Source organism: Streptomyces sp. NRRL F-525 (assembly GCF_000716605.1).
Lineage (GTDB): Bacteria > Actinomycetota > Actinomycetes > Streptomycetales > Streptomycetaceae > Streptomyces.
Genome location: NZ_JNXE01000002.1, coordinates 102,955 through 117,409, shown reverse-complemented (window position 1 = coordinate 117,409; position 14,455 = coordinate 102,955). Strand labels below are relative to the sequence as shown.

The window sequence follows — 14,455 nt, the reverse complement described above, 5'->3', positions numbered from 1 at the left end:
GGTCAGTAGCATGAGGCACGGCCGGGAATGATCATGCGAGGAGCAGATCGTGCGAGACATCGCCGTGTTCAGCGGGAGTGCCCATCCCGAGTTGGCCAGGGAGGTCTGCGCGCATCTCGATGTTCCGCTCAGCCCCACCCGGGTCAGCCGGTTCGCCAACGACTGCCTGGAGGTACAGCTCCAGGCCAACTGCCGGGAACGGGACGTCTTTCTGATCCAGCCCCTGGTCAAGCCGGTCCAGGAGAACCTCGTAGAGCTGCTGTTGATGTGCGACGCGGCACGCGGTGCCTCCGCCGGACGCATCACCGTCGTCATGCCGCACTACTCGTACGCCCGCTCCGACAAGAAGGACGCCCCGCGCATCTCGCTCGGCGGCCGGCTCGTCGCCGACCTGATGGTGGCGGCGGGCGCGAGCCGCGTCCTGGCCATGACCCTGCACTCGCCTCAGGTGCACGGCTTCTTCTCGGTGCCGGTCGACCATCTGCACGCGCTGCGCGAACTGGCCGCGCACTTCCGGCAGTACGACCTCTCGCGCACCACCGTGGTCTCCCCGGACCTCGGCAACGCCAAGGAGGCCGCCGCGTTCGCGCGACTGATCGGCGCCCAGGTGGCCGCCGGCGCCAAGCAGCGGTACGCGGACGACCGGGTCGTCATCAGCTCCGTGATCGGTGACATCGCCGACCGGGACGTCATCGTGCTGGACGACGAGATCGCCAAGGGCAGCACCGTCCTCGAACTCCTGGACCGGCTGCGGGACTTGGGGCCGCGCTCGATCCGGGTCGCCTGCACCCACGGCCTGTTCGCGGCGGGCGCGCTCAAGCGGATCGGGGAGCAGCCCGACGTGCTGGAGATCGTGTGCACCAACACGGTGCCGGTGCCCGAGGAGGAGCGCACCGAGAAGCTGCGCATCCTGTCCATCGCCCCGGCGCTCGCCGAGGCCGTACGCCGCATTCACAACGGCGAGTCCGTCAGCGCCCTGTTCGACGCGCCGCCGAACGAATAGACAGGAGGGGACGGAGCAACGCTCGGCAGCACCGAGGTGATCAGGAGGACTCGCCGTGGCGAAGGCGAAGTTCGAGCGGACGAAACCCCACGTGAACGTCGGCACCATCGGTCACATCGACCACGGCAAGACCACCCTCACAGCGGCCATCACGAAGGTGCTGCACGACCGGTTCCCCGACCTCAACCCCTTCACGCCGTTCGACCAGATCGACAAGGCGCCTGAGGAACGGCAGCGCGGCATCACGATCTCGATCGCGCACGTCGAGTACCAGACGGAACACCGGCACTACGCCCACGTCGACTGCCCCGGGCACGCCGACTACATCAAGAACATGATCACCGGCGCCGCCCAGATGGACGGCGCGATCCTGGTCGTCGCGGCCACCGACGGACCCATGCCGCAGACCAAGGAACACGTGCTGCTGGCCCGGCAGGTCGGGGTGCCGTACATCGTCGTCGCCCTGAACAAGACGGACATGGTCGACGACGAGGAGATCCTGGAACTGGTCGAGCTGGAGGTGCGGGAACTGCTCACCGAGTACGAGTTCCCCGGCGACGACCTCCCGGTGGTCAAGGTGTCCGCGCTCCGGGCCCTCGAAGGGGACCCCGAGTGGACCGCCTCGGTGCTCGAACTCCTCGCCGCCGTCGACGAGTTCGTGCCCCAGCCGGTACGGGACGTCGACCGGCCGTTCCTGCTGCCGATCGAGGACGTCTTCACCATCACCGGGCGCGGCACGGTCGTCACCGGCCGGATCGAGCGCGGGATCCTGAAGGTCAACAACGAGGTGGAGATCATCGGCATCCACCCGCAGAAGACCCGGACGACCGTCACCGGCATCGAGATGTTCCGCAAGCTCCTCGACGAGGGCCGGGCCGGCGAGAACGTCGGCCTGCTGCTGCGGGGCGTGAAGCGCGAGGACGTGGAGCGCGGCCAGGTCGTCATCAAGCCCGGATCGGTCACCCCGCACGTGGAGTTCGAGGCCCGCGCCTACATCCTGTCCAAGGACGAGGGCGGCCGGCACACGCCCTTCTTCCACAACTACCGCCCGCAGTTCTACTTCCGCACGACGGACGTGACCGGTGTGGTGACCCTGCCGAAGGGCACCGAGATGGTCATGCCGGGCGACAACACGACCATGCACGTCGAGCTGATCCAACCCATCGCGATGGAGGAGGGGTTGAAGTTCGCGATCCGTGAGGGCGGGCGCACGGTGGGGGCCGGTCAGGTCACCAAGATCCTCAAGTAGCGCTGCCCGCGCGGGAGTTCGTGTAAGGGCGCGGCTCATAACGTGCCGGACGTGGCCTCGGGCTGTCCCAGGGCCGCGTCCAGCGTCGGCTGCGGCGGCAGCAGTCGGCCCAGCCCGGTGACCCGCAGGATGCGCAGGGTCAGCGGGTGGGTGCAGACGAGATGCAGCCGCCCGTCCCGCTCCAGCACCCGCTGCCGGGCCCGGAACAGCAGGCGCAGCCCCGAGCAGTCGAAGAACTCGACCTGCCTCAGGTCGATCACGATCCGCGCGCGGGGCCGCGCCGTCACCCGGTCCAGATACGGCAGGATCTCCGTCGCCGAGGCGATGTCGATCTCCCCGCGGAACTCCAGGACCGTGAACCCGCGGTCCCGGTGGACCCGCAGATACCGGGTCAGCGGCGCGGGTTCCTGCTGCACGTCCACATCGCCTCCAACCGGCCCTCGGTGAAGCGGGGTTGAGCGTAGAAGCGCTCCCCGCCCTGCAAGTTACCCTCGATGGAGTGAATTTGAGCATGTTCGATTGACATATGTCTTCGAATCTAGCCAGAGCTTTCTGTGATGTGCGCGGCAGCCACGGACCGGCGCACGCCCGGGCTCACGACAGTGCGTGCCAGGCCTTGGACAGTGCCTGCCGGAACTGCTCGCTCTGATGTGCCGTGAGCTGCGCGACCATCCGATCCTCCAGCTCCCGTACCGGCCCGGCGCACCCTGTCAGCAGCGCGCGCCCCTCCCCGGTCAGCAGGATCAGCAGCTCGCGGCGGTTCCGCGGATTGCGCTCCCGGCGGATCAGCCCGCGCCCCTCCAGTGAGCGCACGAGATCGGCGATCGACTGCGCGGTGACGAAGGAGTCCCGGGCGAGCTGCGCCGCGGACAGGCCGTCGTGTCGCTCCAGGACCGTGAGCGCGGTGTACTGGAGTGCGGTGATCCCGTACGGCCTGACCAGCTCGTCCAGGCGTGAGCGCACGACCAGCTCCACCTGCTTGACCATGTACAGCAAGGACGGGGGTGCCTTTGTCGCGTGGGCGCCAACCAGGGATTCAGCCATGGATTCACCCTAGAGCATTGACAGGAAACCTGTCTGTAATGAGACTGCGGACCAGAGGGGAAACCAACAGGAATCCTGTTGGTTGAAATCTTGGCAACGATAGTCCTGGCAACGATGCTGAGGAGTGGCGATGACCGCCTTCGAGATCGAACCCGGCCGCCTGTTCGTCGGCGGGCAGTGGCGCGAGGCCGCCGACGGAGCGCGCACCGAGGTGGTCGACCCGTCCCGGGGCCGGGTCGTCACCACGGTCGCGGAGGCGGGCCCCGCCGACGTGGACGCCGCCGTCCGCGCCGCCCGCGAGGCCTTCGACAACGGCCACTGGTCCGGGCTCAGCGGCCGCGAACGCGGCCGGATCCTGCACCGCGTCGCCGAGCTGATCCGCGAGAACGCCGACGAACTGGCCCGGTTGGAGAGCCTGGACGTAGGCAAACCCATCACCCTGTGCCACGCCGTCGACGTGACCAACGCGGCCAACGACTACGAGCACTACGCCGCCCTCGCCTTCTCCCTGGACGGCGCGACCCGCGACACCCCGCTCAACGCGCTCGCCTACACCAAGCGCGAGCCGCTCGGCGTGGTGGCCGCGATCACCCCCTTCAACTTCCCGCTGATTCTGGCCGGTTCGAAACTCGCCCCCGCCCTCGCGGCCGGCAACACCGTGGTCCACAAGCCCGCCGACGAGACTCCGCTCAGCGCCCTCTACATGGCCCGCCTGCTCCAGCGGGCCGGCGTCCCGGACGGCGTCGTCAACGTCGTCACGGGCGCGGGCCCGGTCGCCGGCGAGGCCCTCCTTCGGCACGCCGGCGTCGACAAGATCGCCTTCACCGGCTCCACCGCCGTCGGCCGACACGCCGCGAGCGTCGCCGGCGAGAACCTCACGCCCGTGACCATGGAACTCGGCGGCAACGCGGCCCACCTCGTCTTCGAGGACGCCGACCTGGAGAAGGCCGTCGGCGCGGTCATCAAGGGATTCGTCTTCAACACAGGCCAGTTCTGCATGGGCGGCCCCCGCCTGCTGGTCGCGCGCCCGGTCTACAGCACCCTCCTCAACATCCTCGCCGACGCCGTCCCCGGCGTACCGCTCGGCGACCCCCGGCTGCCCGAGACCGTCGTAGGACCGATGGCGGGGGAGCGGCACCTGCGGAAGGTCGAGGAGTACGTCGACCTCGCCCGCAAGGAGGGCGCCCGCATCGTCTGCGGCGGCGAACGGCTCGACCTGGACGGGGGCTACTACTACAAGCCCACCGTCATCGCCGACCTCGCCAACGACTCCCGGGTGATCCAGGAGGAGATCTTCGGCCCGGTGCTCACCGTGCAGCCCTTCGACACCGAGGACGAGGCCGTCCAACTCGCCAACTCCACGCCCTACGGCCTGGCTTCGGGCATCCAGACCGGCAACCTCGCCCGCGCCCACCGCATCGCCGACCGGCTCCAGGCGGGCATCGTCTGGATCAACGACTGGGCGATGCTCGACCCCAACGTCCCCTTCGGCGGCGTCAAGGACTCCGGCTTCGGCCGCGAGTACGGCCCCGAGGGCCTCGCCGCGTACACCCGGACCAAGTCCGTCGTCGTCTCCCTCGACTGACCTCTCCCACCTAGGAGTTCGTACGATGTCCACCACCACGCGCGCGGCCGTCGTCGAGTCGGGCGGCGCACCCTTCACCCTCGCCGTCGTCGAACTGGCCGAACCGGGCCCGCACGAGGCGCTCGTCCGGGTCGTCGCAACCGGCCTGTGTCACACGGACCTTGGCGCCGCCAGCGGCGGACTGCCCTTTCCGCTCCCGGGAGTTCTCGGTCACGAGGGCGCCGGTGTCGTCGAGGAGGTCGGCTCGGCCGTCACCGGGGTCGCGCCCGGCGACCACGTCGTCCTGTCCTTCACGTCCTGCGGCGACTGCGGCAACTGCCAGGGCGGCCACCCCGCTTACTGCGCGACCTGGCTCCCGCTGAACCTCATCGGCGGTCGCCGTGCCGACGGCAGCAGCACCATCAGCCGCGACGGCGAGCCCCTCGGCGGACACTTCTTCGGCCAATCCTCGTTCGCCGAGCGGGCGTTGGTCGACGAGCGCAGCCTGGTGAAGGTCGACCCGGACGTGCCGCTGGCGTCGATCGCCCCACTGGGGTGCGGAGTTCAGACCGGAGTTGGCGCCGTCTGGAACGTCCTCGAGCCCCGGCTCGGCGACACGATCGTGGTACTCGGCGCCGGAGCCGTCGGCCTGTCCGCGGTGATGGCCGCCGCGCTCACCCCGGCCACCCGGATCATCGCCGTCGACCGGGTCGGTGAACGCCTGTCGCTGGCAAAGGAGTTGGGCGCCACCCACACCGTCAACGCGGGCGAGGCCGACCTCGGTGAGACCCTCGCGGTACTGACCGACGGCCAGGGAGCCGACGGCATCGTCGAGACGACCGGCAACGTGTGCGTCCTCCGGCAGGGCGCCGACGCGCTCGCCGCCCGGGGCACGCTGGTCGTCGTAGGGGCGCCGCCGTTCGGCAGCGAAGTCGCCCTGGACGTCAACGGGTTGCTCCCCGGGAAGCGCATCGTCGGCATCACCCTCGGCGACAGCGAGACGCAGAGCTTCATCCCGGCGCTGGTGCGACTGGTCAAGGAGGGGCGGCTGCCGCTGCACCGTCTGATCACCACGTATCCGTTCGCGGACATCGACCAGGCGGTGCGGGACATGAGTGCGGGCAAGGCGATCAAGCCCGTGCTCACCTTCTGACCTGTTCGGTCGGTCAGTCGACCGTCAGCACCAGCTTGCCCGCGGTGCGGCCGGTGGCGCCGAGCGCGTGTGCCTCGGCGGCATCGGCCAGCGGGAACGTCCTGGCGATCGTCGCGCGCAGCTTGCCCGCCTCGACGAGGTCCGCGATCGACTCCATGTCGGCGCGGTCGGCGTCGACGAGCATCCGGACCGCCCGCACGCCGAGCCGCTCGGCCTCCTCGTAGAAGTCCGGCTTGCCCATCGGCACGATGGAGACCACGATCCCGCCCGGCCGCAGCACCCGCAGCGACTTGAGCGCGGTCTCGCCGCCGAGCATGTCCAGGACGACGTCGACGTCCTTCACGGCGTCGGCGAAGTCGGTCTCCCGGTAGTCGATCGCCTCGTCGACGCCGAGTTCGCGCAGGAAGTCGTGCTTGGCCGCGCTCGCCGTGCCGATCACATAGGCGCCGCGCGCCTTCGCGATCTGCACGGCCACGTGCCCGACCCCGCCGGCCGCCGCGTGGATCAACACCCGCTGTCCGGGCTGGAGTTCGGCGTTCTCGACGAGTGCCTGCCACGCGGTCAGCGAGACCAGGGGCAGCGCGCCCGCCTGGACGTGGTCGATCCCGGCGGGCTTGTGGACGAAGGCGCGGGCCGGAGCGGCGACGTACTCGGCGTGCGAGCCGTGGCCCCACGGGTACGACAGCATCCCGAAGACCTCGTCGCCGGGCGCGAACCGGGCGACGCCGACGCCGACGGCCTCGACGACGCCGGAGACGTCCCAGCCGAGGGTGAACGGCGGCTCGCCGAGGAAGCCGCCGGTGGCCCGGTGCTTCCAGTCGGTGGGGTTGAGCCCGGCGGCACGGACCCGGATCAGGATCTCGTTGGCACGCGGCGCGGGCCGCTCGACCTGTACTTCTTCCAGGACCTCGGGACCGCCGAGGGCGTTCTGCGTGATGACGCGCATGGTGTTCACAGTGCTCATGGTCAGTCAGCCTGCCGGGTCCCGCCCGACAAGGAAATGGCACGATGGCCAACCTTCGATAGAATCGTGCCATGCAGCATGTGGAACGGGTCGTGGTCCTGGCGCTCGACGGCGTCTACCCCTTCGAGCTGGGCATCCCCAGCCGTATCTTCGGCGCGGCCGACGGCCACTACGAGGTGCTGACCTGCACGGTCGACGGCCGTCCGGTGCGCACCAACGCCGACTTCTCGGTCACGGTGGAGCACGGCCCCGAGATCCTCGAAACGGCGGACACGGTCGTGGTCGCCTCCATGGCGACCACGCGCATCCCCGCCGGGCTGCCCGACGAGATCGCCGCCGCCCTCGCCCGGATCCGCCCGGACGCGCGGATCGTCTCGATCTGCACGGCCGCCTTCGTGCTCGCCGCCGCCGGTCTCCTCGACGGCCGCCGCGCCACCACCCACTGGCAGGTCGTCGACCGTTTCCGGGCCCTGTATCCGCAGGTCGACCTGGACCCGGACGTGCTCTTCGTCCAGGACGGCCGCATCCTCACCTCCGCCGGCGCGGCCTCCGGAGTCGACATCTGCCTGCACATCGTGCGCACGGACCACGGCAGGGAACTCGCCAACGCGGTCGCCCGCAGCTGCGTCGTCCCGCCGTTCCGCGACGGCGGCCAGGCCCAGTACATCCAGCAGCCGGTGCCGGACGCCGGCGTCACCAGCACGGCCGCCACCCGCGACTGGGCCCTCACCCGCCTCGACGAGCCCCTCGCCCTGACCGACCTGGCCCGGCACGCCGGTATGAGCCTGCGCACCTTCGCCCGCCGCTTCAACGACGAGGTGGGCCTCAGCCCCGGCCGCTGGCTGATCCAGCAGCGGATCGCCCGCGCCCGCGACCTCCTGGAGGCCAGCGACCTCTCGGTCGACCAGATCGCCGGCCGCGTCGGCTTCGCGACGGGCGCGTCCCTGCGGCAGCACCTGCACGCGGCGATCGGGGTCTCCCCGCAGGCGTACCGGCGCACGTTCCAGACAACGCGCTGAACCCCAACGTTTCGGCCCGCCCGCGCGTCGTAGGAACACGACATGAGGGGGCAGGGCATGCGCAGAGGACTCGCAGGGGTCGCCGTACTGGTGGCCGTGACGGCGGTGGGATGCGGCACGGAGGACGGGAAGGACATCGTGGTCGCGGGCACCCCACCGGCCACGCCCTACGCCGGACCGCTGTACGTACCGGCCACCGCGTCCGACGAATCGGGCGCCGCGGGGCGGGCGTTGGAGTGCGACGGTTCGATGTACGCGGGCGGCGGCGCCGAGACATGGAGCAAGGGCGACGGCGGGAAGACACCCGAGGGCGGCCTGCGGACGTACTTCGACATCGAGCAGCCGGACGTGCCGCGCACGGGCTACCGCGTCGAGCGCAAGGCGGACGGTCGCGTCCTGTTCTCCTACGACGTCGGCGGCCGGACGAAGGTGGCCGTCATCGTCGCCAAGGACCGTAAGAACAGGCCGGGTTGGGGCCCGGAGACCAGAGCCTCCTGCGATCCGGCCGAACTCCCGGCGAGCTTCACCAAGGCGCACGGCTACGAGATCTGGACCGACAGGAACGGCAAACGCGTGCCGACCACCGTGGTGAGCAGCTCGGTCGGTGCCGCGCACTGCGACTGGCAGAAGGCGCACTTCCTGCACACCGGCGAAGGCGACAAGGGCAGGTTGTACGCCCGCGACCCGGACAAGGTGCTGCCGTCCGGGATGCTCACCGCTCCCTACGACGGCGACGTCCGGATGCCGGAGAGCGCCCATGACACCGGATACCGGTACCAGGACCGGCAGTTGTGGCTCACGGCCGACGCGTCGACGGCGTACGTCCGCACGCCCGACGGCGTGGAGGCCTGGCCGCTGGTGAAGGACGGCCAGGCCTGTCAGTGAGCCGCCGTCACCGGCTCATGTGCAGCGCGACCAGCAACTGCCATACCTGGTCGGCGATTTCCTCCGGCGTGCCCTCCAACAGGCCGTGCAGCCAGTCCGCGAGGACCCCGCCGAAGGTCCCGGCGACGGCCGAGGCGACCAGCGGGGCGTCCGCCGCGCCCGCGAGTTCGCGCTCGCGGAGGCTGTAGGCGCGCAGGTCCCGGTGCAGGACCCGGCCGAGCGGGCCGCCGCCGCCCGGGCTCAACAGGGCGCGGTACAGGGCCGCGTGGGGAAGCAGGCCCGCGAAGAACTCCGGCAGCGCGGGCGGCGCGTGCACGGGGTCGGGCCGGCCGCGCCACGCGTGCAGTGCCTCCACGGCCTCCCGTACGACGTCCGCGCAGGCGTCGACGGCAAGCGCTTCCAGGCCGTCGTAGTGGACGTAGAAGGTGGCCCGGCCGACCCCCGCGCGGCGTGCGAGGGCGGCCACGCCGACCTCTTCCAGGGGGTGTTCGGCGCACTCGTCGAGGAGGGCCTGGCGCAGCCGTGCCCGGGTGCGGGCGGCCCGCCGGTCCTCGGGCTCGGCGCGGCTCACCGGGCGATCAGCACGGCGGCCAGGGCCACCGCGCCGGGCAGCGCCTGGGCGAACAGGATGCGCCGGTTCGCCGTCACCGTGCCGTAGACGCCCGCGATCACGACGCAGCTGAGGAAGAAGACCTGGGCGCGGAAGCCGGTCGGGTCGGCGGCGATCAGGCCCCAGGCCAGACCCGCGGCGAGGAAGCCGTTGTACAGGCCCTGGTTGGCGGCGAGCGGTGCGGTGGCTCTGGCCATATCGGGGTCGAAGCCGTGCAGGCCGCGCCCGGGCTTCTTCTCCCACAGGAACATTTCGAGCACCAGGATGTACAGATGCAGCGCGGCCACCAGTCCGACCAGCACATTCGCGAGCGTTTCCATGATCGATCGACTCCTCGTCCTCTTGGATCATCTTCTTGGGCAGGTGTCTACTATAACTGGACACCTGTCCATGTTCAGACTTCTCGGAGCGTGACGGAACCCTCACTTCCGCACCACCTCGAGGTTGATCTTTTACCGTTCAAACCCGATAAGCTCCCCTGCGGCGCAGCGAGTTGACGTGATCGTGACCGGTCGGCTCGTGGGGCGTCCTCCTGAGTGCGGTCTGTCCTCGCACACCCCCCTGTACGTTCGTGTCGCTTCGAAGGATGCAGATGGAACTCGCCACTCCGCCACCGGCGGCGCGGGCACCGGTCGCCTGGTACAGCTGGTGGCTGATGCCGCTGGCCTTAGGGGGTGGGACCGTCGCCGCCACGTTCATGAGCCCGGAGCGAATAGCCACGACCGCGGCCGGAGCGGCGGCCACGGTGGCGAGTGCCGTGTGCGTACGACTGCTCGTCCGGAGCCAGGATCGACTGCGCCGTTCCGAAAGCGGTTTCCGCACCGCGCAGGCCGAGCACTCCCAGCAGTGGCTGCAGCATGTGGCGGGCCTGGAGCGGAAGTTCGGCACCGAACGCGCCACGCTGGAGGCGCAGCTGACCGAACACGCCGGCGCCTACGAGACCCAACTCGCCGACACCTCCGGCGCCTACGAAGCCCAACTCGCCGAGCAGGCACGGGCGTTCGAGGAGCGGCTGACCCAGCAGGCCGCGTCCTACGAGGCGCAGCTCGCCGACCAGGCCGAGGTCTGGCAGGAGCAGCTGGCCCACCAGCTCGCCGCCGTGGCCCGCCTCGCCGACGAACAACTCCCCGAGGCACTCGCGCAGTTGCGTGCCGGTGACGCCATCGACGACCTGCTGCCGGCCGCGAGCCAGTGCGCGAAGGTCAGCGCCGAGCTCCAGGCCGAACTGCGCAAGGTGCTGCGGACCTCGCTCATCGGCGTCGAGGAGGAGTTCAACCGCTCCACCGCCGCCGAGCAGGCCGTCATCAGCATTGGCAACCGCATCCACGTACTGACCAGCAAGTTGCGCGGCCGACTGCACGAACTCCAGGGTGAGCACGGCCGGTTGCCCGCCGTCGCCAGCGGTCTGATGGAGCTGGACCAGGAGATCGGCCCCGCCGACTGTCTCGCCGCGAGCGTCGGTGTGCTCGGCGGCTCGGACCGGCCCGGCCGGCAGTGGCAGGAACCGCAGCGCCTGCTCAGCGTGGTGCGCGGCGGCATCGGCCGGATCAAGGACTTCCACCGCGTCGACGTACGCCAGCTGCCCGAACTCGGCGTCGACGGCGGGCTGGTGGACCACCTCACGCTGATTTTCGCCCACCTCCTGGACAACGCGGCCCGCTACTCGCCGCCCACCGAGCCGGTCATCGTCTCCGGCAAGGAGGTGCCCAACGGCGTCGGCATCGAGATCCAGGACTCCGGCAAGGGCCTGAGCGAGGAGTCCAAGCGCGAGGCCGAACACGCCCTCGCCGGCACCGGCGCGGGCCCCGGACTCGGCGGTGTCTCCGAGGACGCCAGCATCGGCCTGCGCGTCGTCGGCACCCTCGCCCGCCGCTACGGCATCCGCGTCACCTTCGCGGACTCGCCCTGGCTCGGCACCTCGGTCGTCGTCGTGGTCCCGCACAAGTACTTCAGCCGGCTGCCCGCGTCCTCCGTGACCGGAACCCCGTCGTTCCAGGCCCCCGCGACAGCCGCGCTGACACGTGTCCCGGACGACGGGACCCCGGCCGGAACCGCCGGGGCGGAGGACACCACATCCGGCGGGCTGCCCAGGCGCCGTAGCAGGCGCGGCGAGACGGCGCGGCTCCAACCGGCCGGGCGGACCGGGGAGATGGCCGTCTCCGCCGTACCGCCCGACGCCTCCTTCGCCGGCCTGGCGGCCTTCGCCACGGCCGGACGGGAGGCACCGGGGGAGGAACCGGCGTCCGCAGGCCGCGAGTTCACCGAGCACAGCACTGAAGAGAGCGACGAGTCCACATGACGCAACAGGGAACCGACGTGAGCTGGGCGCTCCGCGATCTGGTGGAGAGCATCCCGGAGATCCGCTTCGCCCTCGTGGCCTCCAGCGACGGCAAGGCGATCACCTCGTTCGGCGCGGAGGATCCCGACGACGTGGACCGCTTCGCGGCCGTGGTGGCCGGCCTGCAGGCGCTGGCCCAGCCGGTCGCGGAGCAATTCCCCAAGTACGCGGGGCAGTTGCGGCTGGCGATGATCGAGGTCGACGGCGGCCACCTCTTCGTCGTCCGGGCGGGTGTGGAGACCTATCTCGGCGTGCTGGCCCGGGAGGGCCTCGACCAGGGCCTGCTCGGACACCAGATGCGGGACCTGGCCCGCAGGATGGGTGAACTCCTCGGCACCACCGCGCGCCTGGAGGAGCACTCTGGATGAGTGCTCCCCGCCGGCCCATCGACCCCTCCGGTCTGGAGCGTTACTACGTCCTCACCGGAGGGCGCAGCGGACCGGGCGGTTCGGCGTCGAGCCTCGACGTGGCGACCCTCATCGTCTCCCGCGCCGCGCCCGTACCGGGTATGCAGCACGAGCACGAGGAGATCCTCCGGCGCTGCCGCGAGCCGCTGTCGGTGGCCGAACTCGGCGCCCACCTCGGACTGCCCTTCAACATTCTCGCGGTGCTGCTGGCGGATCTGCTGGAGGCAGACCGCGTCGAAGCCCGTGACCCCATCCCGGCGCACGGCGCCGGCCGCGGGCCCGACCTCGCGCTCCTTGAGGAGGTACTCAGTGGACTTCAACGGCTTTGACCGGCCCGGCGCACCGGCCGGTGACGGCACCCGCTCGGTGAAGGTGATGATCGCCGGCGGCTTCGGCACCGGGAAGACCACGATGGTCCGCTCGGTCAGTGACATCAAGCCGCTCACCACCGAGGAGACCCTCACCGAGGCCAGCGCCGGCGACGACCGTCTCATCGGGGTGGCCGACAAGACGGAGACCACCGTCAGCCTCGACTTCGGCAAGATCCACCTCAACGACGAGCTGGTCCTCTACCTGTTCGGAACCCCGGGCCAGGAGCGGTTCTGGTTCCTGTGGAACGGCCTGTTCAAGGGCGCGCTCGGCGCGGTGGTCCTCGTCGACACCCGCCGCCTCGCCTCCAGTTTCCGGGCGATCGAGGAGATGGAGCGGCAGGAGGTCCCGTTCGTCATCGCGCTGAACGTCTTCCCCGACTCCCCGGAGCATCCGGTCGACGAGATCCGGGACGCCCTCGACATCTCCCCGGACATCCCCGTCGTGGCCTGCGACGCCCGCGACCGCCACTCCAGCCGTGACGTACTGGTCGCGCTGATACGGCACTTGAAGGACCGCTCGGCCGTCGTCGCACTGGAGCCCCGATGACCGACCAGACGTTAAACGGCCCCGACGCTCCGCGAGGCTGCCCGGTCGCCCATGGCCCGGGTGAGGACCTCACCCGGCTGTACGGGCCGGACGCGGCGACCGATCCGCGCGGCATCTACGAGCGGCTGCGCGAGCAACACGGGTCGGTGGCACCGGTGTTGCTCGAAGGGGACGTGCCCGCCTGGCTGGTCCTCGGGTACCGCGACAACCGGCGGGTGCTGGACAGTCCCCGGCAGTTCTCCCGGGACGCGCGGATCTGGCGGGACTGGCGGGAGGGGCGGGTGCCGGACACCTCGCCGATCATGCCGATGGTGGGGTGGCGGCCGGACTGTGTCTCCCAGGACGGGGAGCCGCACCGTCGGCTACGGGGTGCGGTGACCGACGGGCTGTTGGCCGCGGCCGGGCGGGGGGTCCGGCGGCACGCAACTTACTTCGCCAACAAGCAGATTGACGCGTTCGCGGACACCGGTCGGGCTGATCTGGTGGCGGATTACGCCGAGTATCTGCCGATGCTTGTCCTCACCCGGATTCTGGGGCTTCCTGCGGGGGACGGGGATCGGCTTGTCGAGTCCAGTGCGCAGGTGCTCAAGGGTGGGGAAGACGCCTTGCTGCACAACGACCGCATCATCGAGATCCTCGGTGAACTCGCCGAGCGTAAGCGGGCCGAGCCGGGTTCTGATTTCACCACCGCGTTGATCGAGCATCCGGCTGGGCTCGATGCGGAAGAGGTCGTCATGCATCTGCGGCTCGTGTTGATCGCCGCGCACACCACTACCAGCAATCTGTTGGCTCGGGTGTTGCAGCGGATTCTCACGGATGCGTCTCGGCTGTCCGGGCTGGTGAGTGGGCAGTTGACTGTCTCGGCGGTTGTCGAGGAAGTCATGTGGGACACCCCGCCGTTGGCCGTTCTGCCGGGGCGGTTCGCTACGGCGGATCTTGAGCTCGGGGGGCATCGGATCGAGGAGGGGGATCTGATTGTCCTGGGGCTCGCTGCGGGGAATGGTGATCCGGAGGTTCGGCCCGATGCGGGGGTTTCTGTGCAGGGGAACCAGTCGCATCTGGCGTTCAGTTCGGGGCCGCACGAGTGTCCGGGGCAGAGTATTGGGCAGGCGATTCTTGAGGTCGGCGTCGATGTGTTGCTGCATCGGCTGCCGGGGTTGCGGTTGGGGGTGGCTGTGGAGGAGCTGACTTCTACGGCGTCTACGTGGGAGTCTCGATTGGACCGGCTGCCGGTTGAGTTCGCCGTGTAAGTGGTTTGTTCTTTGTCTGCGGGCACGTGGGGGCTGGTCGCGCAGTTCCCC

The 14,455-nt window shown here is 70.2% G+C and carries 16 protein-coding genes; 11 read left to right on the top strand and 5 right to left on the bottom strand.

Annotated features, from left to right (window positions below):
• Positions 1-49: 49 nt before the first annotated feature.
• Both OO69_RS03640 and tuf read left to right on the top strand, forming a co-directional pair.
• Positions 50-1,003, top strand: coding sequence for a ribose-phosphate diphosphokinase (locus OO69_RS03640; protein ID WP_033278914.1), 954 nt, complete (start codon positions 50-52; stop codon positions 1,001-1,003).
• Between the two features lie 55 nt (positions 1,004-1,058).
• Entirely contained in the window at positions 1,059-2,252 is a 1,194-nt protein-coding gene (tuf, locus tag OO69_RS03635; protein WP_033278913.1) for an elongation factor Tu, read from the top strand.
• A gap of 35 nt (positions 2,253-2,287) precedes the next feature.
• On the opposite strand, the gene OO69_RS03630 is transcribed toward tuf, so the two are convergent.
• On the bottom strand, positions 2,288-2,668 hold the full coding sequence (locus OO69_RS03630; RefSeq protein ID WP_033279208.1) for an anti-sigma factor antagonist: 381 nt from the start codon (positions 2,666-2,668) through the stop codon (positions 2,288-2,290).
• Positions 2,669-2,846: 178 nt separating this feature from the next.
• On the bottom strand, positions 2,847-3,296 hold the full coding sequence (locus OO69_RS03625; protein WP_033278912.1) for a MarR family winged helix-turn-helix transcriptional regulator: 450 nt from the start codon (positions 3,294-3,296) through the stop codon (positions 2,847-2,849).
• Positions 3,297-3,426: 130 nt separating this feature from the next.
• Between OO69_RS03625 and OO69_RS03620 the strand changes: the two genes are divergently transcribed.
• Together OO69_RS03620 and OO69_RS03615 are read left to right on the top strand one after the other, a co-directional pair.
• Positions 3,427-4,881 carry an aldehyde dehydrogenase family protein gene (locus tag OO69_RS03620; protein WP_033278911.1) on the top strand — a complete coding sequence of 485 codons (1,455 nt, stop codon included), beginning with the start codon at positions 3,427-3,429 and terminating at the stop codon, positions 4,879-4,881.
• A gap of 25 nt (positions 4,882-4,906) precedes the next feature.
• Entirely contained in the window at positions 4,907-6,013 is a 1,107-nt protein-coding gene (locus tag OO69_RS03615; RefSeq protein WP_033278910.1) for an NAD(P)-dependent alcohol dehydrogenase, read from the top strand.
• A 13-nt stretch (positions 6,014-6,026) separates the two neighbouring features.
• Here the strand turns inward: OO69_RS03615 and OO69_RS03610 are convergent, their stop codons facing one another.
• Positions 6,027-6,977: an NADP-dependent oxidoreductase gene (locus tag OO69_RS03610; protein WP_199810872.1), complete on the bottom strand. Its 951-nt coding sequence runs from the start codon at positions 6,975-6,977 to the stop codon at positions 6,027-6,029.
• 71 nt (positions 6,978-7,048) lie between these two features.
• Here OO69_RS03610 and OO69_RS03605 point away from each other — a divergent pair, with 71 nt between their 5' ends.
• Together OO69_RS03605 and OO69_RS03600 are read left to right on the top strand one after the other, a co-directional pair.
• Positions 7,049-7,996: a GlxA family transcriptional regulator gene (locus OO69_RS03605; protein ID WP_033278908.1), complete on the top strand. Its 948-nt coding sequence runs from the start codon at positions 7,049-7,051 to the stop codon at positions 7,994-7,996.
• Between the two features lie 57 nt (positions 7,997-8,053).
• Entirely contained in the window at positions 8,054-8,881 is an 828-nt protein-coding gene (locus tag OO69_RS03600) for a hypothetical protein (protein WP_033278907.1), read from the top strand.
• A 7-nt stretch (positions 8,882-8,888) separates the two neighbouring features.
• Here OO69_RS03600 and OO69_RS03595 read toward each other — a convergent pair whose 3' ends face one another.
• Positions 8,889-9,452 carry a TetR/AcrR family transcriptional regulator gene (locus OO69_RS03595; protein WP_033278906.1) on the bottom strand — a complete coding sequence of 188 codons (564 nt, stop codon included), beginning with the start codon at positions 9,450-9,452 and terminating at the stop codon, positions 8,889-8,891.
• Positions 9,449-9,811 carry a DUF1304 domain-containing protein gene (locus OO69_RS03590; protein ID WP_033278905.1) on the bottom strand — a complete coding sequence of 121 codons (363 nt, stop codon included), beginning with the start codon at positions 9,809-9,811 and terminating at the stop codon, positions 9,449-9,451. The genes OO69_RS03595 and OO69_RS03590 overlap by 4 nt, the downstream gene beginning before the upstream one ends.
• Positions 9,812-10,083: 272 nt before the next feature.
• Between OO69_RS03590 and OO69_RS03585 the strand changes: the two genes are divergently transcribed.
• Genes OO69_RS03585 through OO69_RS03565 form a run of 5 tightly spaced genes read left to right on the top strand, consistent with a single transcriptional unit; the run spans position 10,084 to position 14,404 of the window.
• Complete coding sequence (locus tag OO69_RS03585) at positions 10,084-11,790, top strand: ATP-binding protein (protein ID WP_033278904.1); 1,707 nt, start codon at positions 10,084-10,086, stop codon at positions 11,788-11,790.
• Entirely contained in the window at positions 11,787-12,197 is a 411-nt protein-coding gene (locus tag OO69_RS03580; protein WP_019057749.1) for a roadblock/LC7 domain-containing protein, read from the top strand. Before OO69_RS03585 ends, OO69_RS03580 begins: the two co-directional genes overlap by 4 nt.
• Positions 12,194-12,565, top strand: coding sequence for a DUF742 domain-containing protein (locus OO69_RS03575; RefSeq protein ID WP_033278903.1), 372 nt, complete (start codon positions 12,194-12,196; stop codon positions 12,563-12,565). The genes OO69_RS03580 and OO69_RS03575 overlap by 4 nt, the downstream gene beginning before the upstream one ends.
• Positions 12,546-13,154 (top strand): GTP-binding protein, encoded by a 609-nt coding sequence (locus OO69_RS03570; RefSeq protein ID WP_033278902.1) that lies wholly within the window; start codon positions 12,546-12,548, stop codon positions 13,152-13,154. The genes OO69_RS03575 and OO69_RS03570 overlap by 20 nt, the downstream gene beginning before the upstream one ends.
• Complete coding sequence (locus OO69_RS03565) at positions 13,151-14,404, top strand: cytochrome P450 (protein WP_033278901.1); 1,254 nt, start codon at positions 13,151-13,153, stop codon at positions 14,402-14,404. The genes OO69_RS03570 and OO69_RS03565 overlap by 4 nt, the downstream gene beginning before the upstream one ends.
• The last annotated feature ends 51 nt before the right edge of the window (positions 14,405-14,455 follow it).

Coding starts and splice junctions, on each gene's coding strand:
- OO69_RS03625 (WP_033278912.1), bottom strand. CDS start 3,296: ATGGCTGAATCCCTGGTTGGCGCCCACGCGACAAAGGCACCCCCGTCC.
- OO69_RS03590 (WP_033278905.1), bottom strand. CDS start 9,811: ATGGAAACGCTCGCGAATGTGCTGGTCGGACTGGTGGCCGCGCTGCAT.
- OO69_RS03600 (WP_033278907.1), top strand. CDS start 8,054: ATGCGCAGAGGACTCGCAGGGGTCGCCGTACTGGTGGCCGTGACGGCG.
- OO69_RS03575 (WP_033278903.1), top strand. CDS start 12,194: ATGAGTGCTCCCCGCCGGCCCATCGACCCCTCCGGTCTGGAGCGTTAC.
- OO69_RS03610 (WP_199810872.1), bottom strand. CDS start 6,977: ATGAGCACTGTGAACACCATGCGCGTCATCACGCAGAACGCCCTCGGC.
- OO69_RS03605 (WP_033278908.1), top strand. CDS start 7,049: ATGCAGCATGTGGAACGGGTCGTGGTCCTGGCGCTCGACGGCGTCTAC.
- OO69_RS03585 (WP_033278904.1), top strand. CDS start 10,084: ATGGAACTCGCCACTCCGCCACCGGCGGCGCGGGCACCGGTCGCCTGG.
- OO69_RS03620 (WP_033278911.1), top strand. CDS start 3,427: ATGACCGCCTTCGAGATCGAACCCGGCCGCCTGTTCGTCGGCGGGCAG.
- OO69_RS03615 (WP_033278910.1), top strand. CDS start 4,907: ATGTCCACCACCACGCGCGCGGCCGTCGTCGAGTCGGGCGGCGCACCC.
- OO69_RS03565 (WP_033278901.1), top strand. CDS start 13,151: ATGACCGACCAGACGTTAAACGGCCCCGACGCTCCGCGAGGCTGCCCG.
- OO69_RS03580 (WP_019057749.1), top strand. CDS start 11,787: ATGACGCAACAGGGAACCGACGTGAGCTGGGCGCTCCGCGATCTGGTG.